Source organism: Acinetobacter halotolerans (assembly GCF_004208515.1).
Taxonomy (GTDB): domain Bacteria; phylum Pseudomonadota; class Gammaproteobacteria; order Pseudomonadales; family Moraxellaceae; genus Acinetobacter; species Acinetobacter halotolerans.
Window position 1 is genome coordinate 21608 of sequence record NZ_SGIM01000010.1, and the last position, 19755, is coordinate 41362.

Consider the following 19755-nt stretch of genomic DNA (forward strand, 5'->3'; position numbering starts at 1 on the left):
ACGCACAACAATAATTCACTCCAGATACTAGAATTTGCTGCAATGTGACTGATTTGGTCAACAACAGGACTTTAATTTTAAGCGCTATTATTTGCCTTGTGACAAATGTGGCTTTGCCCTATGATTTTATATTAATTAATTGAAATAAATAGAAGTATTAACCTCTTCTTTGGGTGGATTTGATGGAGTTGTCGTTTTCTACAAAAATGATTGTAGTCACAATATTAATCGGCGTTTGTTCAGCACAGACAAATGCACGACGGCTTTATAAATGGGTAGATCAAGGCAGTGTCACCAATTATTCAGAATTTCAGCCTAGAGAGGGAACCAGTCGTAAGCTAGAAGTGTTGGAAAGTCGCGGCAATGGCTATGTTGACCCTGCGATGGCAGTTACTGCTGAAATGAAAGCAATCGAGATCCCAGTAGATCAGACACACCTTCAATCACCCTCTACAGGTGTGGTCGCATCATCAACTCAATCTCAACCAACAACCCAGACCATAGTGAAGCAAGGTATGCCGACGACAGCTTATTCTCCTTCAACGTCTGTTATAGGTGTTACGCCGCCAGTAGAGAAAAAAGAAGCTCCGCCTGTCCAGCAAGTACAGACGGTTGAAAAGAAAGAAATTACCACCAATCCACTGATTGAGAAGCCAAGTAGTGCTGTGATTGAGGGTGAGAAAAGGTCAGATTTAACTGTAGTTGTGCAAACAGAGAAAAAAATACCTTCAAAAATCAATCCTTGGACACGAAGCCCGCATTTTTCACCTTCGAATTTAGTGCCGCAAAATTTGCCTAAAAACGCGCCAAGCCAATAATGTGACCGAACTATAAAAGGAAATGCTATAGCTGATTTTAGATTTTGGTTACACTAAGTAGAAATCAAGAATGATTGGCGGTAACTATGCTCCCTTTATATGTCACTTCGGGTGAACCTGCAGGCATTGGACCTGATATTTGTTTAGCTTTGGCTGAGCGAGTAGATGAGCGTCCAATTGTGGTCCTTGCGGATATAGAAATGTTGCAGCAGCGCGCTGATCAGTTAAAAATCTCTGTTGAATTAATCTCATATCAAGGACAACGCCAATCGAGTGAAAAAGGGCAGCTCTTTGTTGAGCATGTGCCTTTGACTGAGCCAGTTGAATTGGGGCAATTAAATCCAGCACATGCAGCCTATGTTTTAGAGCAATTACGCCGTTCCGCAGATTACGCAATGGCAGGCGTGAGTGTGGGTGTTGCGACAGCACCCGTGCAGAAGTCTATTATTAATGATGCTGGTATTGCTTTTAGTGGTCATACTGAATATTACCAAGAGTTTGCAGGTGTTGATCGCGTCGTTATGATGCTTGCGACCAAAACATTACGCGTTGCCTTAGCCACCACGCATTTACCTTTACGAGATGTTCCAGATGCAATTACCAAAGAACGCTTGCATCAAGTGATTGATATTCTGATTCATGATTTAAAAACAAAATTTAAAATTGCAGCACCGCGAATTTTAGTGTGTGGATTAAATCCTCATGCCGGTGAGGATGGTTATTTGGGACGAGAGGAGATTGAAGTCATCGATCCTGTGCTGGAAAGCTATCGTGTACAAGGCATTGATATGAGTTTGAGTTTGCCCGCTGATACTTTATTCACCCCTGAAAATCTTAAAGATGCAGATGCTGTTTTGGCAATGTATCACGATCAAGGTTTACCTGTGTTAAAATCACAGGGCTTTGGTGAAGCGGTAAATATTACTTTAGGCTTACCATTTATTCGAACCTCAGTCGATCATGGTACAGCTCTTTCTCTTGCAGGCACTGGGCAAGCAAAATCATCGAGTTTGCATGTAGCAGTCGATTTAGCCCTTGATTTAGCTCGAAGCTCCCTTGCGAAGTTTTAGTCACTTCTTACCCTCTTTATCAACGAGGGGAGAATCAAGTTTGAAATATTGAGTATAAATATATGTATCAAATTAATGCCCTAAACCCTAAAGATGAAGGGCATCAGGCTCGAAAACGGTTTGGTCAGAACTTTTTGCATGATCAACGTGTAATTGCCAAAATTGTACGTTCTGTAAATCCGCGTACAGGCGAAAATATTGTCGAAATTGGTCCTGGTTTGGCTGCATTGACCTCGCCACTCATCGGTGAGTGTGATGCTCTCACTGTCGTGGAGCTAGATCGCGACTTGGCAGCAGGCTTACCTGCACGTGTGCCACACCCTGAGCGTTTGACGATTATTGAAGCGGATGCATTGAAATACGATTTCACTCAATTGTTTCAAGAAGGTCGTCCACTTCGTGTCGTGGGAAATTTGCCATATAACATTTCAACGCCTTTATTGTTCCATCTCTTGGAGTTTGGTAGCAAAGTCAAAGATATGCATTTTATGTTGCAAAAAGAGGTTGTGGATCGTATTACAGCTGTGCCAAATACCAAAGAGTATGGTCGTTTGTCGGTGATGATTCAGTATTTTTGCAAACCGACATTCTTGTTTGAAGTGCCGCCGGGATCATTTAATCCACCGCCAAAAGTAACTTCTGCCGTATTCCGTTTAGAGCCTTATGAAACTAAACCGATTGTGGCAAATAATGAAAAAGCTTTAGCACGTCTGGTGGGGCATGTTTTTACGCAACGTCGTAAAACTTTGCGAAACAGTTTGAAAGGAATGTTAGCTGAGGATGGTTTTGAAAAAGCTGGTGTTGATCCGATGGCACGTCCAGAAACGTTAAGCTTGGCTCAGTTCGTTGCGTTATCTGATCAAATGGTGTCTTAATGTCAAAGCGTTATAACTATGTCATTGGTGATGTGCAAGGTTGTTTCGAGGCACTTAAAGCATTGTTGAAAGAAATTCGCTTTGATCCTGATCAAGACTTTTTGTGGTTTGCCGGTGATTTAGTGGCGCGTGGTGAAAACTCGGTTGGCGCATTACGCTTTGTTAAAAAGCTCGCTGATCGGGGTGCTGCTGCAACTGTTTTAGGCAATCATGATTTGACCTTAATTGCTTGCGCACGCGGTTTTAAAAAAATCAAAGACAAAGATGGTACCCAAGATATCATTGATGCGATTGATGGTGATGAACTGATTGACTGGCTGCGTAAACAACCTTTGTGTTTATTGCCAAATCAGCACACGATTGTGACGCATGCTGGTGTTCCTTTGTTGTGGGATGCTCAGCAAACTGAACGCTATGCGCGTGAAGTGCAAGAGGTTGTTGGTCATGATGACTTAAGTGTGCTGGATCATTTTTTGGCAGAAATGTTTGGTACACAACCCGATGTTTGGTCTGAGGACTTAACGGGTATGGCGCGTTTACGCTGTATTACCAATTATTTAACGCGTATGCGTTTGACAGATGTAGATGGCCGTCTTGAGTTTAGTTTTAAAGATGGTTTAGACGCGCCGATGCCAGAAGGGTTTAAGCCTTGGTTTGATTTTGAAAGTCAGACTGCACAAACACACCACATTCTTTTTGGACACTGGGCGGCTTTACACGGTAAAACCATAGGCTCAAGTATTCAAAGTGTTGATGGCGGTTGTGTTTGGGGACAGCAATTGATTGCTTACCGTTTGGAAGATCAGCAGTTATTTAAGGTCGATAATCCGTTGGGTTAATGGCGACACTCTTTCATATTTTTATGCTCTGTCTCAGTTTGGGATAGGGCTTTTTTATTTTACACTGTCAAAAAACTGTCATCTATTGATCATTAAAGTGTCAAAATGTTTTTATAAGCTTAAAGCATGAAAATAACGACACAAATGGATGGCGATATGCAAAGCACATACGCGACATCTCTATTAAAGCAAGAACAGTTTCCTGAAAGTGTAAAATTTTACTTTAAAAGGAAGCAACTTAAAGATCAACAAAATGAATTATCTGAGCTTCAAGATTTAGTTCGTCCTCGTCTAAGAATCGCGATTGTAACTGAAACCTGGCCACCAGAAATCAATGGTGTTGCTTTATCGATGATGCAATTATGTCAGGGGCTACAACGCCTTGGGCATAAAATATTATTGGTTCGACCTGCGCAAAAAGAAGTGTGTACTGAATTCCACCCTGAGCAAGAATGTTTAGTGTTGTCTCAACCGATTCCTAAGTATCCAAGTCTTCAGTTTGGTTGGCCGCAATATATAAAGGTTTCCAAAGCTTTTGAAAAGTTTGCGCCAGATGTGGTGCATATCGTGACTGAAGGGCCTTTGGGGCTCACGGCTTTGCAAGCCGCTCGTTCTAAGAAGATAGCGGTTTCAAGTGGTTTTCATTCTCCATTTCAAGACTTTAGTCGATTTTTTGACTTGGCTTTTTTAGTAAAGCCGATTCAACGCTATTTGACGTGGTTCCACAACAGTACTGATGTTACCTGCGTGCCGAGTCAATATACCGAACAAGCCTTACGTGGTTTCGGTGTGACCTGTCCATTGGTGGTGGTTGGACGAGGTGTAGATACGGCAAAATTCTCACCAAAACATCGTTCAACACAATTACGCCAGCAATGGGGTGTTGATGCTGATACACGGGTGATGTTGTATGTCGGGCGCTTGTCACCAGAGAAAGAAGTGGATGTATTGATTAAAAGTTTCCACGCACTGCAAGCACAACAAGGCACAAATTTTAAATTTGTGATCGTTGGTGATGGTCCTGATCGCGTGCGCTTAAGTAAATTAACCACCTCCAAAGATGTAATTTTTATGGGCAGCTTAAGCGGGCGTGAGCTTGCTGCTGCATATGCAAGTGCAGACGTTTTTACTTTTGCAAGCCAAGCCGATACTTTTGGAAATGTGGTATTAGAAGCGATAGCCAGTGGTCTACCTGTCGTGGCTTATGATTATGTCTGTGCACATCAGCATGTCAAACAAGAGATTACAGGATGGTTGAGTCCACTAGGGAACACAGCCGATTTGATTCAATCCATTTGTCAGTTGCCTGCGCTTCCGCAGTTGCGACAAATGGGCTTACTTGCCAGTGAAAGCGTCCAACAATCCAGTTGGCAATTTCCTGTACAACAATTAGAACAAGCACTTTATCAGGTAGCGAAGGAGTCTCCCATGACCGCTACCTAAATTCTCAAATAGGAGAAGATGATGAACTTTCAAAATGCAAAAATAAAAATGTTAGATCTTGATTTAAAAGGGTGTTTATACCTTAACCATCTCTCACAGTCACAACGCATCGCCTTATTTTTTAAAACGATTAGTCGTTTGGGGGATGGTCCATTTTGGTATGTCATGTTGTTGTCTGTCTGGGCGATGCAAGGCTTGGCTTACGGTCTGCAAATTGTGTATTTGATCGTCGCAGGTTTGCTAGGCACCTTAATTTATAAATTTTTGAAACACAAAACGACGCGTCCGAGACCTTATCAAGTCCATCAAGTCATTGTTTTGGGTGAGAGACCATTGGATCATTTTAGCTTTCCATCAGGGCATACCTTACATGCGGTTATGCTGACGATTACCTTAGGGTATATCCAACCAATTTTACTGCTATTGATGCTGCCATTTACCTTGCTGGTCGCCTTGTCACGAATGGTGCTGGGACTACATTACCCGAGTGATGTAATTGTAGGGGCGATGATTGGAGCGTCTGTTGCCAGTGCCATCATTTTGCTCGCACCAAGTTTTAATATTCTTTTGTAACCTATTTGCAAGAGAACACTACCGCTTAAATCTGATGATTTGTTAAAGTAGCTCTAATTATATTTATTTACTTAGGTTGTTATATGGGCTTACGTTGGACAGATACCATGGATATCGCGATTGAATTGGTCGAAGCACATCCAGAGGTGGATCCGCAATGGATCCGTTTTACCGATCTTCATGCTTGGGTTTGCGCATTGCCAGATTTCAATGATGATCCGAATAAATCAACAGAAGGTTTGCTTGAAGCGATTCAAATGGCATGGCTGGATGAGGTTCGTTAGAAATTCATCCGAAATCGTTGAACTTTTACAGATTCAAGCTGATTATTCGTGATGACATCGGTATAATGCGGCAAATTTTTTAATGTTTAGACCATAATAGGAGCCAACCATGGCGATTGAACGTACGTTATCTATTGTAAAACCAGATGCAGTTGCTAAAAACCACATCGGCGACATCTTTGCTCGTTTCGAAAAAGCGGGTTTAAAAATTGTTGCAACTAAAATGAAACAGCTTTCTCAAACTGATGCTGAAGGTTTCTATGCTGAGCACAAAGAACGTGGTTTCTTTGGTGACTTAGTTACTTTCATGACTTCTGGTCCAGTGGTTGTTTCAGTTCTTGAAGGCGAAAATGCAGTGCTTGCTCACCGTGAAATTTTAGGTGCAACAAACCCTAAAGAAGCGGCGCCAGGTACAATCCGCGCTGATTTCGCTGAAAGCATCGATGAAAATGCTGCACACGGTTCTGACTCAGTTGCTTCTGCTGAGCGTGAAATCGCTTACTTCTTTGCTGATAACGAGATCTGCCCACGCACTCGTTAATCCAAAGTATTCAAGCCAGATAAGTGGTATACTACTTATCTGGTTTTTTATTTTTTATAGATTGTGTTGTGCAAATAATGCACAGTGTTTTCTAGTGCTGATATTGTTTAGGTAAATTCACATGAGTTCTGCAGTCGTCGTTTCATCAGAAAATTCAGATGAAAAACAACAGTCATTCACTACGCCTGTCGTTCAAGCTGCCGACAATAAAGTAAATTTACTTGGCATGTCGCGAGTTGAACTCGAAAAATTCTTTGAAGACATGGGCGAAAAAAAGTTTCGTGCCGGTCAGATCATGAAGTGGATTCATCAATACTTCGTTACTGATTTTGCTGAGATGACCAATATCTCAGGTAAATTGCGTGAAAAACTCGAAAAAATTTGTGAAATTAAAGCTCCTGAAGTGGTTCATCGTAACTATTCAAAAGACGGAACACGTAAGTGGGTATTCCGTGTGGGCGAAGGTGACGGTTCTTTAGTTGAAACGGTATTGATTCCTGCGGAAGATAAAACAGGCTCTCGTAAGACCTTATGTATTTCTTCACAAGTGGGCTGTGCATTAGATTGCTCATTTTGCTCGACTGGTAAACAAGGTTTCCAACGTGATTTAACCCCAGCGGAAATTATTGGTCAGCTTTGGATGGCCAATTATTCCTATATGGAAGAAGTGCCTGTAGCAGAGCGCGAGCGCACGGTAACCAATGTCGTGATGATGGGCATGGGCGAGCCATTATTAAATTATGATGCAGTCCTCAGCTCAATGCGCTTGATGTTGGATGATTTTGCTTATGGAATGTCTAAACGTCGTGTGACTTTATCAACCTCTGGTGTTGTTCCTAAAATTGATCAGTTAATACAAGATATTGATGTGGCATTGGCGATCTCATTACATGCACCGAATGATGAGTTACGTAATGAATTGGTGCCAATTAATAAAAAATATCCATTAGAACAATTGATTGCTGCATGTCAGCGATATTTGGCCAAAGATGGCAATGAAAGTGCGCGTAAACACGTCACCATTGAGTATGTCATGTTGGAAGGGGTCAATGATCATCCAGAGCATGCACAACAACTGGTGAAATTGTTAAAAAATTTACCGAGTAAAATTAACTTAATTCCATTCAATCCATTTCCGCATGCGCCTTATGGGCGTTCAAGTCGTAACCGCATCATTGCTTTCCAAAAAACTTTGTCTGATGCTGGATTTGTGTGTACGATTCGTCAGACACGTGGTGATGATATTGATGCTGCGTGTGGACAATTGGTGGGACAAGTTGCTGACCGTACTCGTCGCGCTGAACAGTGGAAAAAGAAAGTGGCGCAACGACAAGAAATTTTGCGCACACAAGGATAAAACTTGGGGATAAAGCGTTGAATACAACTCGACTAAAAACGATTATAGCGACAACAGTTGTACTTACTGTGTGGGGTTTAACAGCTTGCCAAACCACATCATCGACCAAAAATCCCGAAAAGGCTGTGCAGGTTCGTAGCCAGTTAGCAGCAGAATATATTCGTAACGGTGATCTCGATGCTGCTAAACGTTCACTTGACCAAGCCTTAAAAATCAATGCCCGTGATGCAAATGCCAATATGATGATGGGCATTTTACTGCAACAAGAGGGTAGTAAGCTGAATATGGAAAAAGCAGACGCATATTTTAAGCGCGCAATTTCTGCTGAACCGAATAATGCACAAGCTCGTAATAATTACGGTACATATTTGTATCAAATGCAGCGCTATAATGAAGCGATTGAGCAATTTACCCGTGCTGGTGCAACCTTGGGTTATGATCAACGCTTTCAGGCGTTGGAAAATTTAGGCCGGATCTATTTAATCGTAGGTGATGTTGCGAATGCTGAAAAATCATTCAAACAGGCACTACAAGCAAATCGAAATGCAACCATTTCAATGTTAGAGTTGTCGGAAATTTTCTATTTGCAACAAAATAATAGAGACGCGTCACAATTATATGAACAATATGTTCGTAATGTGGGACAAAAAAACCAAGGTGCACGTGCGCTTTGGCTGGGTATACGCATTGCTCGTGCGAATGCGGATCAATTGGGAATGCAAGTGTTGGTCAATCAATTGCGTGCTTTATTTCCAGAAAGTCTAGAATATCAACGTTATTTGCAATTACAGTACAGTACTGAGGCCGTATGGAAATAAATCCAAATTCACATCAGCCAACTGGCTCAAACTCTCCTTCGTCAACTTTGGGAAATATTCAACGACCTGGTGAGTATTTGCGTCAAATTCGTATTGCACAAAAGAAAGAACTGCAAGAGATTGCGCGTGAAATGAATATGCCTGTCAAAACCTTGACGGCATTAGAGCAAGATGATTATACGTCATTGCCTGAAGCAACTTTCATCAAAGGGTATTATCGTGCTTACGCAAAGTATTTAAATGCAGATGCCAGCGCCATAATTCACCGTTTTGATGAAATTTATGTCAATGATACGGGGTTAAAAGCAAGTCATGCTTTGAATAACTCACCGATTAAAATCATGGGTAAACTTTCAGGTTCGAACAGTGTTCGTAATCGTCAATGGTTAAAGCGTATTGCGATTCTAGTGATTATCATTTTGCTTGGTTGGTTAGCTGTTATGGCTGTGCAGAACTGGTCATCAAGCACAAAAGATGATGTTGACGTTCCAAAGATTACCAATTCAAATATTGAAATTCTCCCAATGGCAAATACCGTCGCAACATCAGGTGACCAGCTTGTATTGAATTTTAGCCGTCCAACATCTGTACATATTGTGGATTCAACAGCTAAAGTTTTGGCGACAGGTCGTCAAGCTTCGACTTTAACCCTTACCGGTGAATCACCTTTCCAAATTCGTTTGGATGATGCGACCGCTGTATCACTCAGCTTAAATCAAGAACAGATTTCCTTGCGTCCTTATACTGTAAATGGTAAAGCTGAATTCCGTTTGTCTCGCTAATGTTAAAAGGTAGAGCTATACGATGATCGTGAACCCAATTAAGCGCCGCCCAACACGTAAAATTCGTGTGGGATCGGTGTATGTCGGTGGTGATGCCCCGATTAGTGTTCAGAGTATGACCAATACTGAAACGTGTGATGTTGATGCGACTGTCGCGCAAATTGAGCGGTGTGCAGAAGCTGGTGCAGACATTATGCGTGTTTCTGTGCCCTCGATGGAAGCAGCAGAGGCATTTGGTGCGATTCGTAAACGTGTTTCTGTGCCCCTAGTGGCAGATATTCACTTTGATCATCGTATTGCATTGGCTGTGGCGGATTATGGCGCAGATTGCTTACGGATTAATCCAGGCAACATTGGCTCTGATCAAAAAGTACGTGAAGTCGTTGCAGCCGCCAAACATCATGATATTTCAATCCGTATCGGGGTGAATGCAGGGTCGCTAGAAAAAGATCTACAAGCGAAATATGGCGAACCAACAGGTCAAGCTTTGCTTGAATCTGCGATGCGTCATATTGATATTCTTGATCGTTTAGATTTTCATGAGTTTAAAATCAGTGTAAAAGCATCGAATGTGTTTTTAACCATGGATGCTTATCGTTTGTTATCGCAACAGATTGATAATCCATTGCATCTAGGCGTGACTGAGGCAGGAATTTATCGCACAGGTACTGTGAAATCAGCGATCGCACTTGGCGGATTACTGATGGAAGGTATTGGCGATACCATGCGAATTTCGCTGGCTGCTGAACCCGAAGATGAAATTAAAATTGGCTTTGATATTTTAAAATCATTGGGGTTGCGCTCAAATGGGATTAACTTTATTGCTTGCCCGAGTTGTTCACGTCAAGAGTTCAACGTGATTCAAGTGATGCAAGCATTAGAAGAACGTTTAGAAGATATTCGTACACCGATGGATTTATCTGTGATCGGATGTAAAGTGAATGGTCCTGGTGAAGCCAAAGAAGCCGATATTGGTATCGTTGGTGCGTCACCGCGTTCACTGGTCTATCGAAATGGTGAAAAAAGTCATTTAATTGACACCAATCAGTTGGTTGATGAAATAGAGACAATGGTTCGTCAACGTGTTCAAGAGCTTGAAGAAGCCAAATCTAAAGAAATTATTCGTAGTTCATCATGAGTTCAATCGTCGCGATCAAAGGTTTTAATGACACCCTTCCAACGCAAACTGCAGCTTGGAGAAGTCTGGAACAACATCTTGCATCTTTAATGGATGCTTATGGTTATCAACAAATTCGTTTGCCTATCGTAGAGCAAACAGGTTTATTTAAACGTGCCATTGGTGATGCAACCGATATTGTTGAAAAAGAAATGTATACCTTTTTCGATAAAGGAAACCCACCAGAATCGCTGACTTTGCGCCCTGAAGGCACAGCGGGCTGTGTACGTGCCATGTTGGAACATAACTTATTGCGTGGTGCAACACCACGTGTTTGGTATGTTGGGCCAATGTTCCGTTATGAAAAACCACAAAAGGGTCGTTATCGTCAGTTTCATCAGTTTGGTGTAGAAACCTTTGGTGTCGCTACCCCTGATATTGATGCTGAACTTATTTTAATGACTGCACGTCTGTGGAAACGTATGGGTGTCGCAGACAAAGTTCGTTTAGAGCTCAATACTTTGGGTGAAACAGATGAACGTGCTGAGTATCGTGCAGCTTTGGTTGAGTTTTTAACTCAGCACAAAGAAGCATTAGACGAAGATTCTCAACGCCGTCTCAGCACCAATCCATTGCGTATTTTGGACTCTAAGAGTGAATCAACTCAAAAGATTTTAGAAAATGCTCCTAAGTTGCATGATTTCTTAAAAGAAGATTCCATCAATCACTTTGAACAATTAAAGCAATACTTAACCGATGCTGGCATTGAATTTGTGATTAACCAAAAATTGGTGCGTGGTTTAGATTACTACAATAAGACTGTTTTCGAGTGGACCACCACCATGTTGGGGTCACAAGGGACTGTCTGTGCGGGTGGACGTTACGACGGTTTGGTTGGACAGCTAAAAGGTAAAGCGGATCAAACTGTACCAGCAGTCGGTTTTGCGATGGGAATGGAGCGTTTGTTACTGTTGCTTGAGCAAGTAGAACAAGTGAGTGTTGTACGCGACTGTGAAGTGTTCTTGTTGGCTGAACCTGCCTATCAAGCCAAAGCATTGTTACTTGCTGAGCAAATTCGTGATCAACTTGAAGCTGCAAATAGCCCAATTCGCCTTAAAACAGGCTCTAAAGGTAGTATGAAAAGCCAAATGAAAAAGGCCGATCAGTCTGGTGCGATCTATGCGGTGATTTTGGGTGAGCGCGAGTGGGAATCACAGCAGCTTTTGGTGAAGGAGCTTGCAACTGCAGAGCAGTCACAAGTTGCCATAGCAGAGCTGACCTCATTTTTTATCGAAAAATTTAAACAATAAAATATTTAGGAAAAGGACAATCACATGAGTTTAAGTGATGATGAACAATTCGACCAATTTAAGTCGTTTGCCAAAAAATATGGTTCTGCAATCATTAGCGGAATTCTCATTGCCTTGATTGCCTTTTTCGGATGGGAATATTGGCAAAAGAAAACGCTTGCTGAAGCGCAGAGTCAAACAGCAAAAGTACAAAAGTTGATGGATGAGGCAAAAGTCATTTCGGATCAACCGAATGCTTTTGCGACGATATCTGAATCAGCAGATAAAATTGTGAAAGAAGATGCAAATTCGGTTCATGCAATCCAGACACAATTTTTGTTAGCTAAGTTGGCTTATGATAAAGATGACTATGCGGCGGCTGAAAAAGCGTTGAAGAAAGTCGAAAATACAACAGTCAAAGATGCTGGTTTGGTACAAATTGTTAAACTACGTTTAGCAGATGCACAACTTGCACAGAAAAAGTATGACGAAGCCTTAAAAACACTAGCGAATGTTACTGAGCCTACGTTTAAAGCGACAGTAGATGAACTTCGCGGTGATATTTTTGTTGCGAAGAAAGACACTGAATCCGCACGTAAAGCTTATCAAAGTGCATGGGATAGCTTGATCGAACGTAAAAAAGAGCGCCAGCTTTTACAAATTAAACTCGAAAGTGTTGGCGTTTTAGTAGATGATCCTGAAATTGAGCGCCCGATCTTAGATACCAATGTGGATGAGTCTTAATGCAGAATAAACTAAAACTACCATTGGCAATCGCCATTGCCTCAGCTTTATTCGTTGGATGTTCGAGTAATAAAGTTAAGCCAGTGAAACCAAACCCATTGCCAAAAATTACGCAAGAACAAAGTTTAAACCTTGTTTTTTCTCAAAGTGTTTCATCTACCAATGCTGCTGAGTCGTTACGTTTGCAGTTAGATACGGATAATGGCGTGATTTTTACGCCTGATCCTGATGGGCAAGTTTCAGCTTATAAAGGCAAAGAGCGTCTTTGGAAAAGTAAGATAACCAAACAAGAGCTAACTGCTGGTGTTGAAGCAGGTGAAGGGATTGTTGTTGTTGGAAATCGGAAAGGACAATTGTTCGCTTTAGACCAAGCTACAGGTGAGCAGAAGTGGGTAACACAGTTGTCTGGTGCTATTTTATCTCCTTCCTCGATACAGTTGGGGCGGGTGATTACACTGGCAAATGATGGAACTGTCTTTGCACATGATGCTGTTTCAGGACAACAGGTTTGGGCATATAAGCTGCCAAATATTCAGTTTAGCTTACGTGGCCAAGCTGCTCCTGTACCTTTGGATGAACGCACGGTACTGATTGCTTCAGCAAATGCGTATATCTACGCAATCGATGTGATTAGCGGTATTCCACAGTTTCAACGTCGTGTTGCTATCAGCGAAGGTCGTTCCGATATTCAACGTTTGATTGATATCAATGGTGATCCAGTGGTTGCGGGTCAGTATTTAGTGACCAGTAGCTTCCAAGGGCAAGTGACTGTAACTGATTTAGCGACACAACGTGTGGTGTGGAGCGAAGACGCGAGCAGTACCAACCGTCCAGAAGTATCAGAAGATAAAGTATTTATCTCAACTGTTGATGGTAAGTTAAATGCCTACGATCTCAGTACAGGTGAGTTGGTTTGGCAGAATGAAAGCTTATTGAATCGTAAGTTGAGTAATCCTGTGATGTTGGGACAGAATCTTGTAGTTGGTGATTTGGATGGTGTTTTGCATCTGATTGACCCTGCAACTGGTCGCTTGGTTGGACGCGCTAAAACACGTGGAGATGTCCGCACATTACGTGTCATCGACAACCAACTTTATGTCGCTACTCAAAAAGGTGCATTAAGCATTTGGCAGAATCGTTAATTTTGCCTAATGTGTGGTAAAATTCGAGTTAGCGAATTGCACTTTTAAAAATACTTCGGGGTGTTTGTTTAAACAAAACCCCGAATTTTTATTATGATCATTTGATCACTGAAAATCTTCCATACTGTTTCTGATACGATGTCATCAACGATGGCTCGTCTGAATTAAGGTTAATTTATGAAACCCGTTATTGCGCTCATTGGTCGTCCAAACGTCGGAAAATCAACGCTATTTAACCAAATCACAAAAAGTCGTGATGCTTTGGTTGCTGACTTCGCTGGTTTAACTCGTGACCGCAAATATGGTGATGCGGTTTTTCAAAATAAATCATTCATTGTCGTCGATACGGGTGGTATCGGTGAAAATGAAGGCGGTATTGATAGTTACATGGCAGAGCAGTCAAAAACTGCAATTAATGAAGCTGACATTATCGTTTTTGTGGTTGATGCGCGTGCCGGTCTATTGGCTTCGGACGAACAAATCGCACGAGAACTGCGTACATTAGGCAAAAAAATCTACCTCGTTGCCAACAAAGTGGATGGTGTTCACGCTGAAGCGGCTTTGGTTGAGTTTTATAAGCTTGGTATGGGTGAACCCTTACAAGTGGCTGCCAGTCATGGGCGTGGTGTGCAACAAATGCTTGAGGATGTCTTGGTTGATGTTCCTGAAGATGAAAGCGATGAAGCACATGATAAAGCTACAGGTTTACGTTTAGCCATTATTGGTCGTCCAAACGTGGGTAAATCGACTCTGGTCAACCGTTTGCTCGGTGAAGATCGTGTGGTTGCATTTGATGAACCTGGTACAACACGTGATTCTATCTATATTCCATTTGAGCGTGATGGGCGTAAATACACCTTGATTGATACTGCAGGTGTGCGTCGTAAAGGTAAAGTCGATGAAATGATTGAGAAATTCTCAATTGTGAAAACGCTACAAGCGATTAAAGATGCACATGTCATTGTTGTGGTTCTGGATGCGCGTGAAGGTGTGGTCGAACAAGATTTGCATCTGATTGGTTATGCGCTAGAAGCTGGACGTGCCATGTTGATTGCCATTAATAAATGGGACAACATGACCGAATATGACCGTAAACAATGTAAGTTGGATGTTGATCGCCGCTTTGATTTTATTCCATGGGCAAAAGTACATTTAATCTCTGCATTGCATGGTACTGGGGTGGGGGAAATGTATCCAACCATCCATCGTGCTTATGAATCGTCACATTTAAAAGTTTCACCTGCAAAACTCACCCAGATTTTGAATGATGCTACAGAAGCGCATCAACCGCCAATGATTGGTGGTAAGCGAATTAAAATGCGTTACGCGCATATGGGGGGACAAAACCCACCAACGATCGTTGTTCACGGTAATAAGGTTGATAAAACCCCTGCAGATTATCGCCGTTATCTCGAAAATGTGTTCCGTAAAGTGTATAAGTTGGAAGGAACGCCAGTTCGTGTTGATTTCAAAACTTCGGACAATCCATTTGAAGGTCGTAAATCGATGGTTGATGAGCGTGTTGCTGCACGTAAACGCCGTTATGTGCAGAAGTTCAAAAAAGCTGAGAAAAAAATGAAGCGTTAATTAACGATAAAATGATAAGCCCAAACTTTGTTTTGGGCTTTTTTAATGGGAAATTTTAGAGTATTTAAGTTAATAGTTTATTTTATTGTTTAGTAAAACTTTATATTCTATTTATTTCTAACTGGTACTAAAAAAATATTAATATAAGATATTGAAATATATTAAAAATATTTTTTTGTTAAATTTGGTGACAGTGATATAATGCGCCCACAAAATATTATTGATGAATGTGTTTATACATAAACACATGGACGATGTATCGCATGTTAAAACTACATCTAACGCAGCCTCAGCTTAGCAATGCTCAGCAAAATTTTGCTGCACTGGATGAGATTCCAGCGATGCAGCGTCGTCGTTTATCATTATTAGCCAAAATGGCATTGCAAAGTGCTTTAACTACACTAGATGATCAATCTGTTGATTATATCGTGTGGGTTTCGAAGTATGGCGATGAAGAAAAAACACTGCGTATTTTACAAGATGTACTCAGTGGGCAAACGCCATCTCCCACGCAATTTTCAACTTCTGTGCATAATGCAATCGCGGGTTTATATTCGATTTTATGCCATGATGATACGCCATCGACTAGTTTAAGTTGTGAGTGGACAGAGGCTTTGATTGAAGCTTATGCCATTCTAAAAGCACAGCCCCATGTACAAAAAGTACTTGTTGTAGCGTACGATCAAGCATTACCGACCGTTTATAGTGATGCGTGGGACTTTCCTGCATTTGCACTTTCAACGGTAGTGAGTTTGGCGCAGCCTAATTTAGAGGTGCTTGATTTAACTAGTTCAGCATCATCAGGTTCGATGTCAATGGAAAGTTTGGCTTTTTATCAATTCTGGCAAACAGCAGATATCAATCCATCTGCATCGAGATGGAAAAAATGTTAAAACTCAAAGAAATCAAACAAAAAAGTAATTATCTTTGGCGTGTGGCTGCGACGGGATTGAGTTTTGCGAGCTTTGGTGTCGGTGGTATCGGGATTGCAACGGTTGTTGCACCCTTGGTTCGATTGAGTAGTTCAAGTCCAGAAGTACGTCAGCAACGGGCGCAACAAGTGATCCGCTATAGTTTTAAAGGCTTTACGGAAATGATGGTGAAGCTCGGGATTATGAGCTATTCCGTTGAGGGTTTGCATAAGCTACAAAATAGTCGACAAGAACTGGTGATCGCTAATCATCCGACTTTAATTGATGTGGTGGTCATGATTGGATTGATGCAGCAAGCCAACTGTGTGGTCAAACAATCGCTATGGTCTAATCCGTTTACGCGTGGTCCCGTCCGAAGTGCAGGTTATATTCTCAATGCAGGTTCGCAACAGTTTATTGAAGATTCTGTAGCGCGTTTACAGGAGCAGGGTGCAGCTTCTTTACTGATCTTTCCAGAAGGAACCAGAACAGAAAAAGGCGAACGTTTAAATGAGTTTCAGCGTGGTGCTGCAAATATTGCCATTCGAGCCAATGTACCGATCCGTCCAGTTTTGATAAGCTGCACGCCATCAACTTTGACCAAAAATGAAAAGTGGTATCATGTGCCAGCACAGCCTTTTCATATTGAAATTAAGGTGCTCGATGCAATTGAAATTAAGGACATGTTAGTGGATTCAGATATAACACCAAAACAAGTCCGTCAGTTGAATCAACGTTTTTATCAAATTTTTAATGATGAGTTATCGAAAAAATGAGCAATCTTGCTGATGAATTAAAGCAAATGATTATTGATGTTCTCGCACTCGAGGATATTAGCATCAGTGATATTGAGACCGAAGCACCATTGTTTGGTGATGGCTTAGGTTTAGATTCGATTGATGCTTTGGAGTTAGGTTTGGCATTGAAGAAGCGTTACAACATTCATTTAAATGCAGAGTCCGATGAAACCAAACAGCATTTTAAATCAATTCAAAGTTTAGTGGCTTTGGTTGAAGCGCAGCAAGCCGTTTAAGGAGTAGATCAATGTTAACTCAAGAACATGTGCTGGCAAAACTCAGAGAGTGGATGCAGGATCTATTTGAAATTGAACCTGAAGATATTCGTCTCGATTCAAATTTATATGAAGATCTTGATGTCGATAGCATTGATGCGATTGATCTTGTGGTCAAAATCAAGGAATTGACAGGTAAACAAGTACAACCTGAAGATTTTAAAGCAGTCAGAACGGTCTTGGATGTTGTTACGGTCATTCAAAATATGACGGCTGAATGAGACATCTGCTCAGAGGCATACTGATCACATTTTTTGTGTTGTATCCCTTTATTGTAGGTTGGAGTTTGTCACACGGACAATTTGTCTGGGTCAGTGTGTTACTGGTGGTTTTGGGTATTGTCCGACTGATTAGTGCTAGAAAAAATGATTTGATGTTGCCTTTGACTGGGCTGGCGATTGTTTGTGGTGGACTGAGCTTGATTTTAAAAGATCATGCATGGTTAAAACTCTATCCTGTGGGGATGAGTGTCGGAGCATTGTTGATTTTTGCGCTGACCTTATATAAACCACCCTCAATGATCGAACGTTTTGCTCGTTTAGTTGAGCCGGATTTGCCTGAATCAGGTGTGCGGTGGACGCGTAAAGTCACCATGGTTTGGTGTGGGTTTTTTAGCATGAATGCCATGATTGCTTTGGGAACCGTATTTGCGCCAATGAAATTTTGGGTCATTTATAATGGCTTTATTTCTTATGTATTGATGGGCGTATTGTTTTTAGGGGAATTCATCTTACGTAAACGTCATCAGCGTTTAAATCAGGTCAATACTTAAATGGTTTTGTGAAATGATTGCACCCCTTCATTTTTATAATGAGTCCGATTCAGCCCAAATATTTTGTATTGGTGCTGAGTTTCAAAATATTGTTTATGCCGCTTTTTGGCAGGACGTGCTTGAACAATCGACTGCGATTGAATATTTGGCACAATCGACTTGGGCATTGTGGGAACAAGACAGTTATGATTTTATGGTGCTGTTTTTTGCTGGCTTATTGGCAAATAAAAAAATTATTTTACCGCCCAATCGTGTGCGTAATTTAGAACAACAACTGGCACAGCAGGACATCTATTTTTTAACGCGGCAACAACATCTTTCCGAATCTCTATCTCCTAAGGCGGAGCGTGCAGTTGATTTTATTGTAGAACGTTTGGCGAAAATAAAAAATGATGAATTTTTAAATGCTGCGCAGATTAGCTTTTTTACTTCAGGTTCAACTGGGGAACCGAAACAGATTGAACGTACCTTAAAGCAATTGTTAAACGAAGTGCGTGGGCTCGCAGCAAGTTTTTCATTTGCTGAACAGTGTCTCGCCATCGCTACGGTCAGCCATCAACATATTTATGGATTATTATTTAAGTTGCTCTTGCCGCTAGCTACGGGGCGTAGTTTCTACAATCCTCAATTGGCATTTCCAGAAGATGTCATTCAAGTGCAGCAAAGGTTACTGCAATCGGGATACCTAAATTATGTGGTATCGAGTCCTGCTTTACTCAAGCGTTGGACCAGTGAATTGCGATTACAACACTGTGAAATGGTGTTTAGTTCAGGTGGGAAACTGGATGTAGGCATTCGTCCCAATTTGAATGTGCCGATTATTGAAGTTTTAGGCAGTTCTGAAACAGGCGGTATTGCACATCGTAAACAAGATGATGCGGCTTGGACAGCATTTGAAAATGTCGAGATTCAGATTTCTGATCGTCAGCAACTGATGGTCAAAAGTGATCATGCGGGTGAGCAAGGTTGGATCATGACGGGAGATGCAGCTGAATGGATGGTGATTGCTCAGAAACAGTTTAGCCTGTTAGGACGTTTAGATCGGATTGTTAAACTCGAAGAAAAACGTTTAAGTTTGGATGCGATTGAACAGACGCTGAATATTCTTGATGACGTTCAACAAAGCCATGCCTTAGTGATTGAGCATCAGCATCGACAGATTTTGGCTGCTATCGTGGTTTTGACACCAACTGCACAGCAACAATTGATCCAATTGGGTAAAGCCGCTTTTGTTAAAACACTCAAACAACAACTCCAGTTTCAACTGGAAACGCTAGCGATTCCAAGACAATGGCGCTTTCTGAGTCAAATTCCACAAAATGCCCAATCGAAACGAGATAAAAATTATTTAAAGGCATTATTTTCTATGATGTTACAGCCTGTGATGTTGTCGCAATGGCAAGCACAAGACAGTCAGTTTTTTAGTCTGGAATTTCCGTCTGAATTGGCATGTTTTAAAGGACATTTTCCGAATCAACCGATTTATCCTGGCGTGGGGCAAATCAGTTTTATCCAACAGTTTGCTAAACAGGTATGGGCAGATCTGGATTGGTGTCAGGGTTTCGAGCAGCTTAAATTTCAAAATCTGATTCGTCCTTATACCGTGGTGCAGCTCAAACTCAGTCGTAAAGAGCACAAGGTGAGTTTTGAAATGAGCACAGATCAGCATACACTGGCTTCAGGTCGTTTATTATTTTCTGTAGCGCGTGCTTAGGAGTTCA

Annotated in this window: 22 protein-coding genes; all 22 read left to right on the plus strand. The window is 41.5% G+C overall.

What is annotated here, in order from left to right; all coding sequences use genetic code 11:
- Window positions 1–182 precede the first annotated feature (182 nt).
- Window positions 183–818, plus strand: coding sequence for a hypothetical protein (locus EXE30_RS11890; RefSeq protein ID WP_130162566.1), 636 nt, complete (start codon window positions 183–185; stop codon window positions 816–818).
- Window positions 819–904: 86 nt separating this feature from the next.
- Window positions 905–1888, plus strand: coding sequence for a 4-hydroxythreonine-4-phosphate dehydrogenase PdxA (gene pdxA / locus EXE30_RS11895; RefSeq protein WP_130162567.1), 984 nt, complete (start codon window positions 905–907; stop codon window positions 1886–1888).
- 62 nt (window positions 1889–1950) lie between these two features.
- Window positions 1951–2763, plus strand: a complete 813-nt coding sequence (gene rsmA, locus EXE30_RS11900) for a 16S rRNA (adenine(1518)-N(6)/adenine(1519)-N(6))-dimethyltransferase RsmA (RefSeq protein ID WP_130162568.1) — start codon at window positions 1951–1953, stop codon at window positions 2761–2763.
- Window positions 2763–3602, plus strand: a complete 840-nt coding sequence (locus EXE30_RS11905) for a symmetrical bis(5'-nucleosyl)-tetraphosphatase (RefSeq protein WP_130162569.1) — start codon at window positions 2763–2765, stop codon at window positions 3600–3602. Before rsmA ends, EXE30_RS11905 begins: the two co-directional genes overlap by 1 nt.
- Before the next feature lie 156 nt (window positions 3603–3758).
- Window positions 3759–5045, plus strand: a complete 1287-nt coding sequence (locus EXE30_RS11910) for a glycosyltransferase family 4 protein (protein ID WP_130162669.1) — start codon at window positions 3759–3761, stop codon at window positions 5043–5045.
- A 21-nt stretch (window positions 5046–5066) separates the two neighbouring features.
- Window positions 5067–5618, plus strand: a complete 552-nt coding sequence (locus tag EXE30_RS11915; RefSeq protein WP_130162570.1) for a phosphatase PAP2 family protein — start codon at window positions 5067–5069, stop codon at window positions 5616–5618.
- An 83-nt stretch (window positions 5619–5701) separates the two neighbouring features.
- Window positions 5702–5902 carry a Fe-S cluster assembly protein IscX gene (iscX, locus tag EXE30_RS11920; RefSeq protein ID WP_130162571.1) on the plus strand — a complete coding sequence of 67 codons (201 nt, stop codon included), beginning with the start codon at window positions 5702–5704 and terminating at the stop codon, window positions 5900–5902.
- 109 nt (window positions 5903–6011) lie between these two features.
- A complete protein-coding gene (ndk, locus tag EXE30_RS11925; RefSeq protein ID WP_130162572.1) occupies window positions 6012–6443 on the plus strand; it encodes a nucleoside-diphosphate kinase in 432 nt (143 codons plus the stop codon).
- A 121-nt stretch (window positions 6444–6564) separates the two neighbouring features.
- Window positions 6565–7800: a 23S rRNA (adenine(2503)-C(2))-methyltransferase RlmN gene (gene rlmN / locus EXE30_RS11930; protein ID WP_121930679.1), complete on the plus strand. Its 1236-nt coding sequence runs from the start codon at window positions 6565–6567 to the stop codon at window positions 7798–7800.
- Between the two features lie 17 nt (window positions 7801–7817).
- Complete coding sequence (pilW, locus tag EXE30_RS11935; protein ID WP_130162573.1) at window positions 7818–8618, plus strand: type IV pilus biogenesis/stability protein PilW; 801 nt, start codon at window positions 7818–7820, stop codon at window positions 8616–8618.
- On the plus strand, window positions 8609–9400 hold the full coding sequence (locus EXE30_RS11940) for a helix-turn-helix domain-containing protein (protein ID WP_130162574.1): 792 nt from the start codon (window positions 8609–8611) through the stop codon (window positions 9398–9400). The genes pilW and EXE30_RS11940 overlap by 10 nt, the downstream gene beginning before the upstream one ends.
- 22 nt (window positions 9401–9422) lie before the next feature.
- Window positions 9423–10538 carry a flavodoxin-dependent (E)-4-hydroxy-3-methylbut-2-enyl-diphosphate synthase gene (gene ispG, locus EXE30_RS11945; RefSeq protein ID WP_130162575.1) on the plus strand — a complete coding sequence of 372 codons (1116 nt, stop codon included), beginning with the start codon at window positions 9423–9425 and terminating at the stop codon, window positions 10536–10538.
- Window positions 10535–11827: a histidine--tRNA ligase gene (gene hisS / locus EXE30_RS11950; RefSeq protein ID WP_130162576.1), complete on the plus strand. Its 1293-nt coding sequence runs from the start codon at window positions 10535–10537 to the stop codon at window positions 11825–11827. Before ispG ends, hisS begins: the two co-directional genes overlap by 4 nt.
- 24 nt (window positions 11828–11851) lie before the next feature.
- Complete coding sequence (locus EXE30_RS11955; RefSeq protein WP_130162577.1) at window positions 11852–12550, plus strand: YfgM family protein; 699 nt, start codon at window positions 11852–11854, stop codon at window positions 12548–12550.
- Window positions 12550–13692, plus strand: coding sequence for an outer membrane protein assembly factor BamB (bamB, locus tag EXE30_RS11960; protein ID WP_130162578.1), 1143 nt, complete (start codon window positions 12550–12552; stop codon window positions 13690–13692). Before EXE30_RS11955 ends, bamB begins: the two co-directional genes overlap by 1 nt.
- Before the next feature lie 177 nt (window positions 13693–13869).
- A complete protein-coding gene (der, locus tag EXE30_RS11965) occupies window positions 13870–15279 on the plus strand; it encodes a ribosome biogenesis GTPase Der (protein WP_004669600.1) in 1410 nt (469 codons plus the stop codon).
- A gap of 263 nt (window positions 15280–15542) precedes the next feature.
- On the plus strand, window positions 15543–16172 hold the full coding sequence (locus tag EXE30_RS11970; RefSeq protein WP_130162579.1) for a beta-ketoacyl synthase chain length factor: 630 nt from the start codon (window positions 15543–15545) through the stop codon (window positions 16170–16172).
- Entirely contained in the window at window positions 16157–16966 is an 810-nt protein-coding gene (locus tag EXE30_RS11975) for a lysophospholipid acyltransferase family protein (RefSeq protein WP_130162580.1), read from the plus strand. Before EXE30_RS11970 ends, EXE30_RS11975 begins: the two co-directional genes overlap by 16 nt.
- A complete protein-coding gene (locus EXE30_RS11980; RefSeq protein ID WP_005195248.1) occupies window positions 16963–17223 on the plus strand; it encodes a phosphopantetheine-binding protein in 261 nt (86 codons plus the stop codon). Before EXE30_RS11975 ends, EXE30_RS11980 begins: the two co-directional genes overlap by 4 nt.
- 11 nt (window positions 17224–17234) lie before the next feature.
- Window positions 17235–17483 (plus strand): acyl carrier protein, encoded by a 249-nt coding sequence (locus EXE30_RS11985; protein ID WP_121930671.1) that lies wholly within the window; start codon window positions 17235–17237, stop codon window positions 17481–17483.
- The gene (locus EXE30_RS11990; protein ID WP_130162581.1) at window positions 17480–18034 is read left to right on the plus strand and encodes a COG4648 family protein; all 555 of its coding nucleotides are present in this window, start codon (window positions 17480–17482) and stop codon (window positions 18032–18034) included. The genes EXE30_RS11985 and EXE30_RS11990 overlap by 4 nt, the downstream gene beginning before the upstream one ends.
- A gap of 13 nt (window positions 18035–18047) precedes the next feature.
- Window positions 18048–19748 (plus strand): AMP-binding protein, encoded by a 1701-nt coding sequence (locus EXE30_RS11995; protein WP_130162582.1) that lies wholly within the window; start codon window positions 18048–18050, stop codon window positions 19746–19748.
- Window positions 19749–19755: the final 7 nt, after the last annotated feature.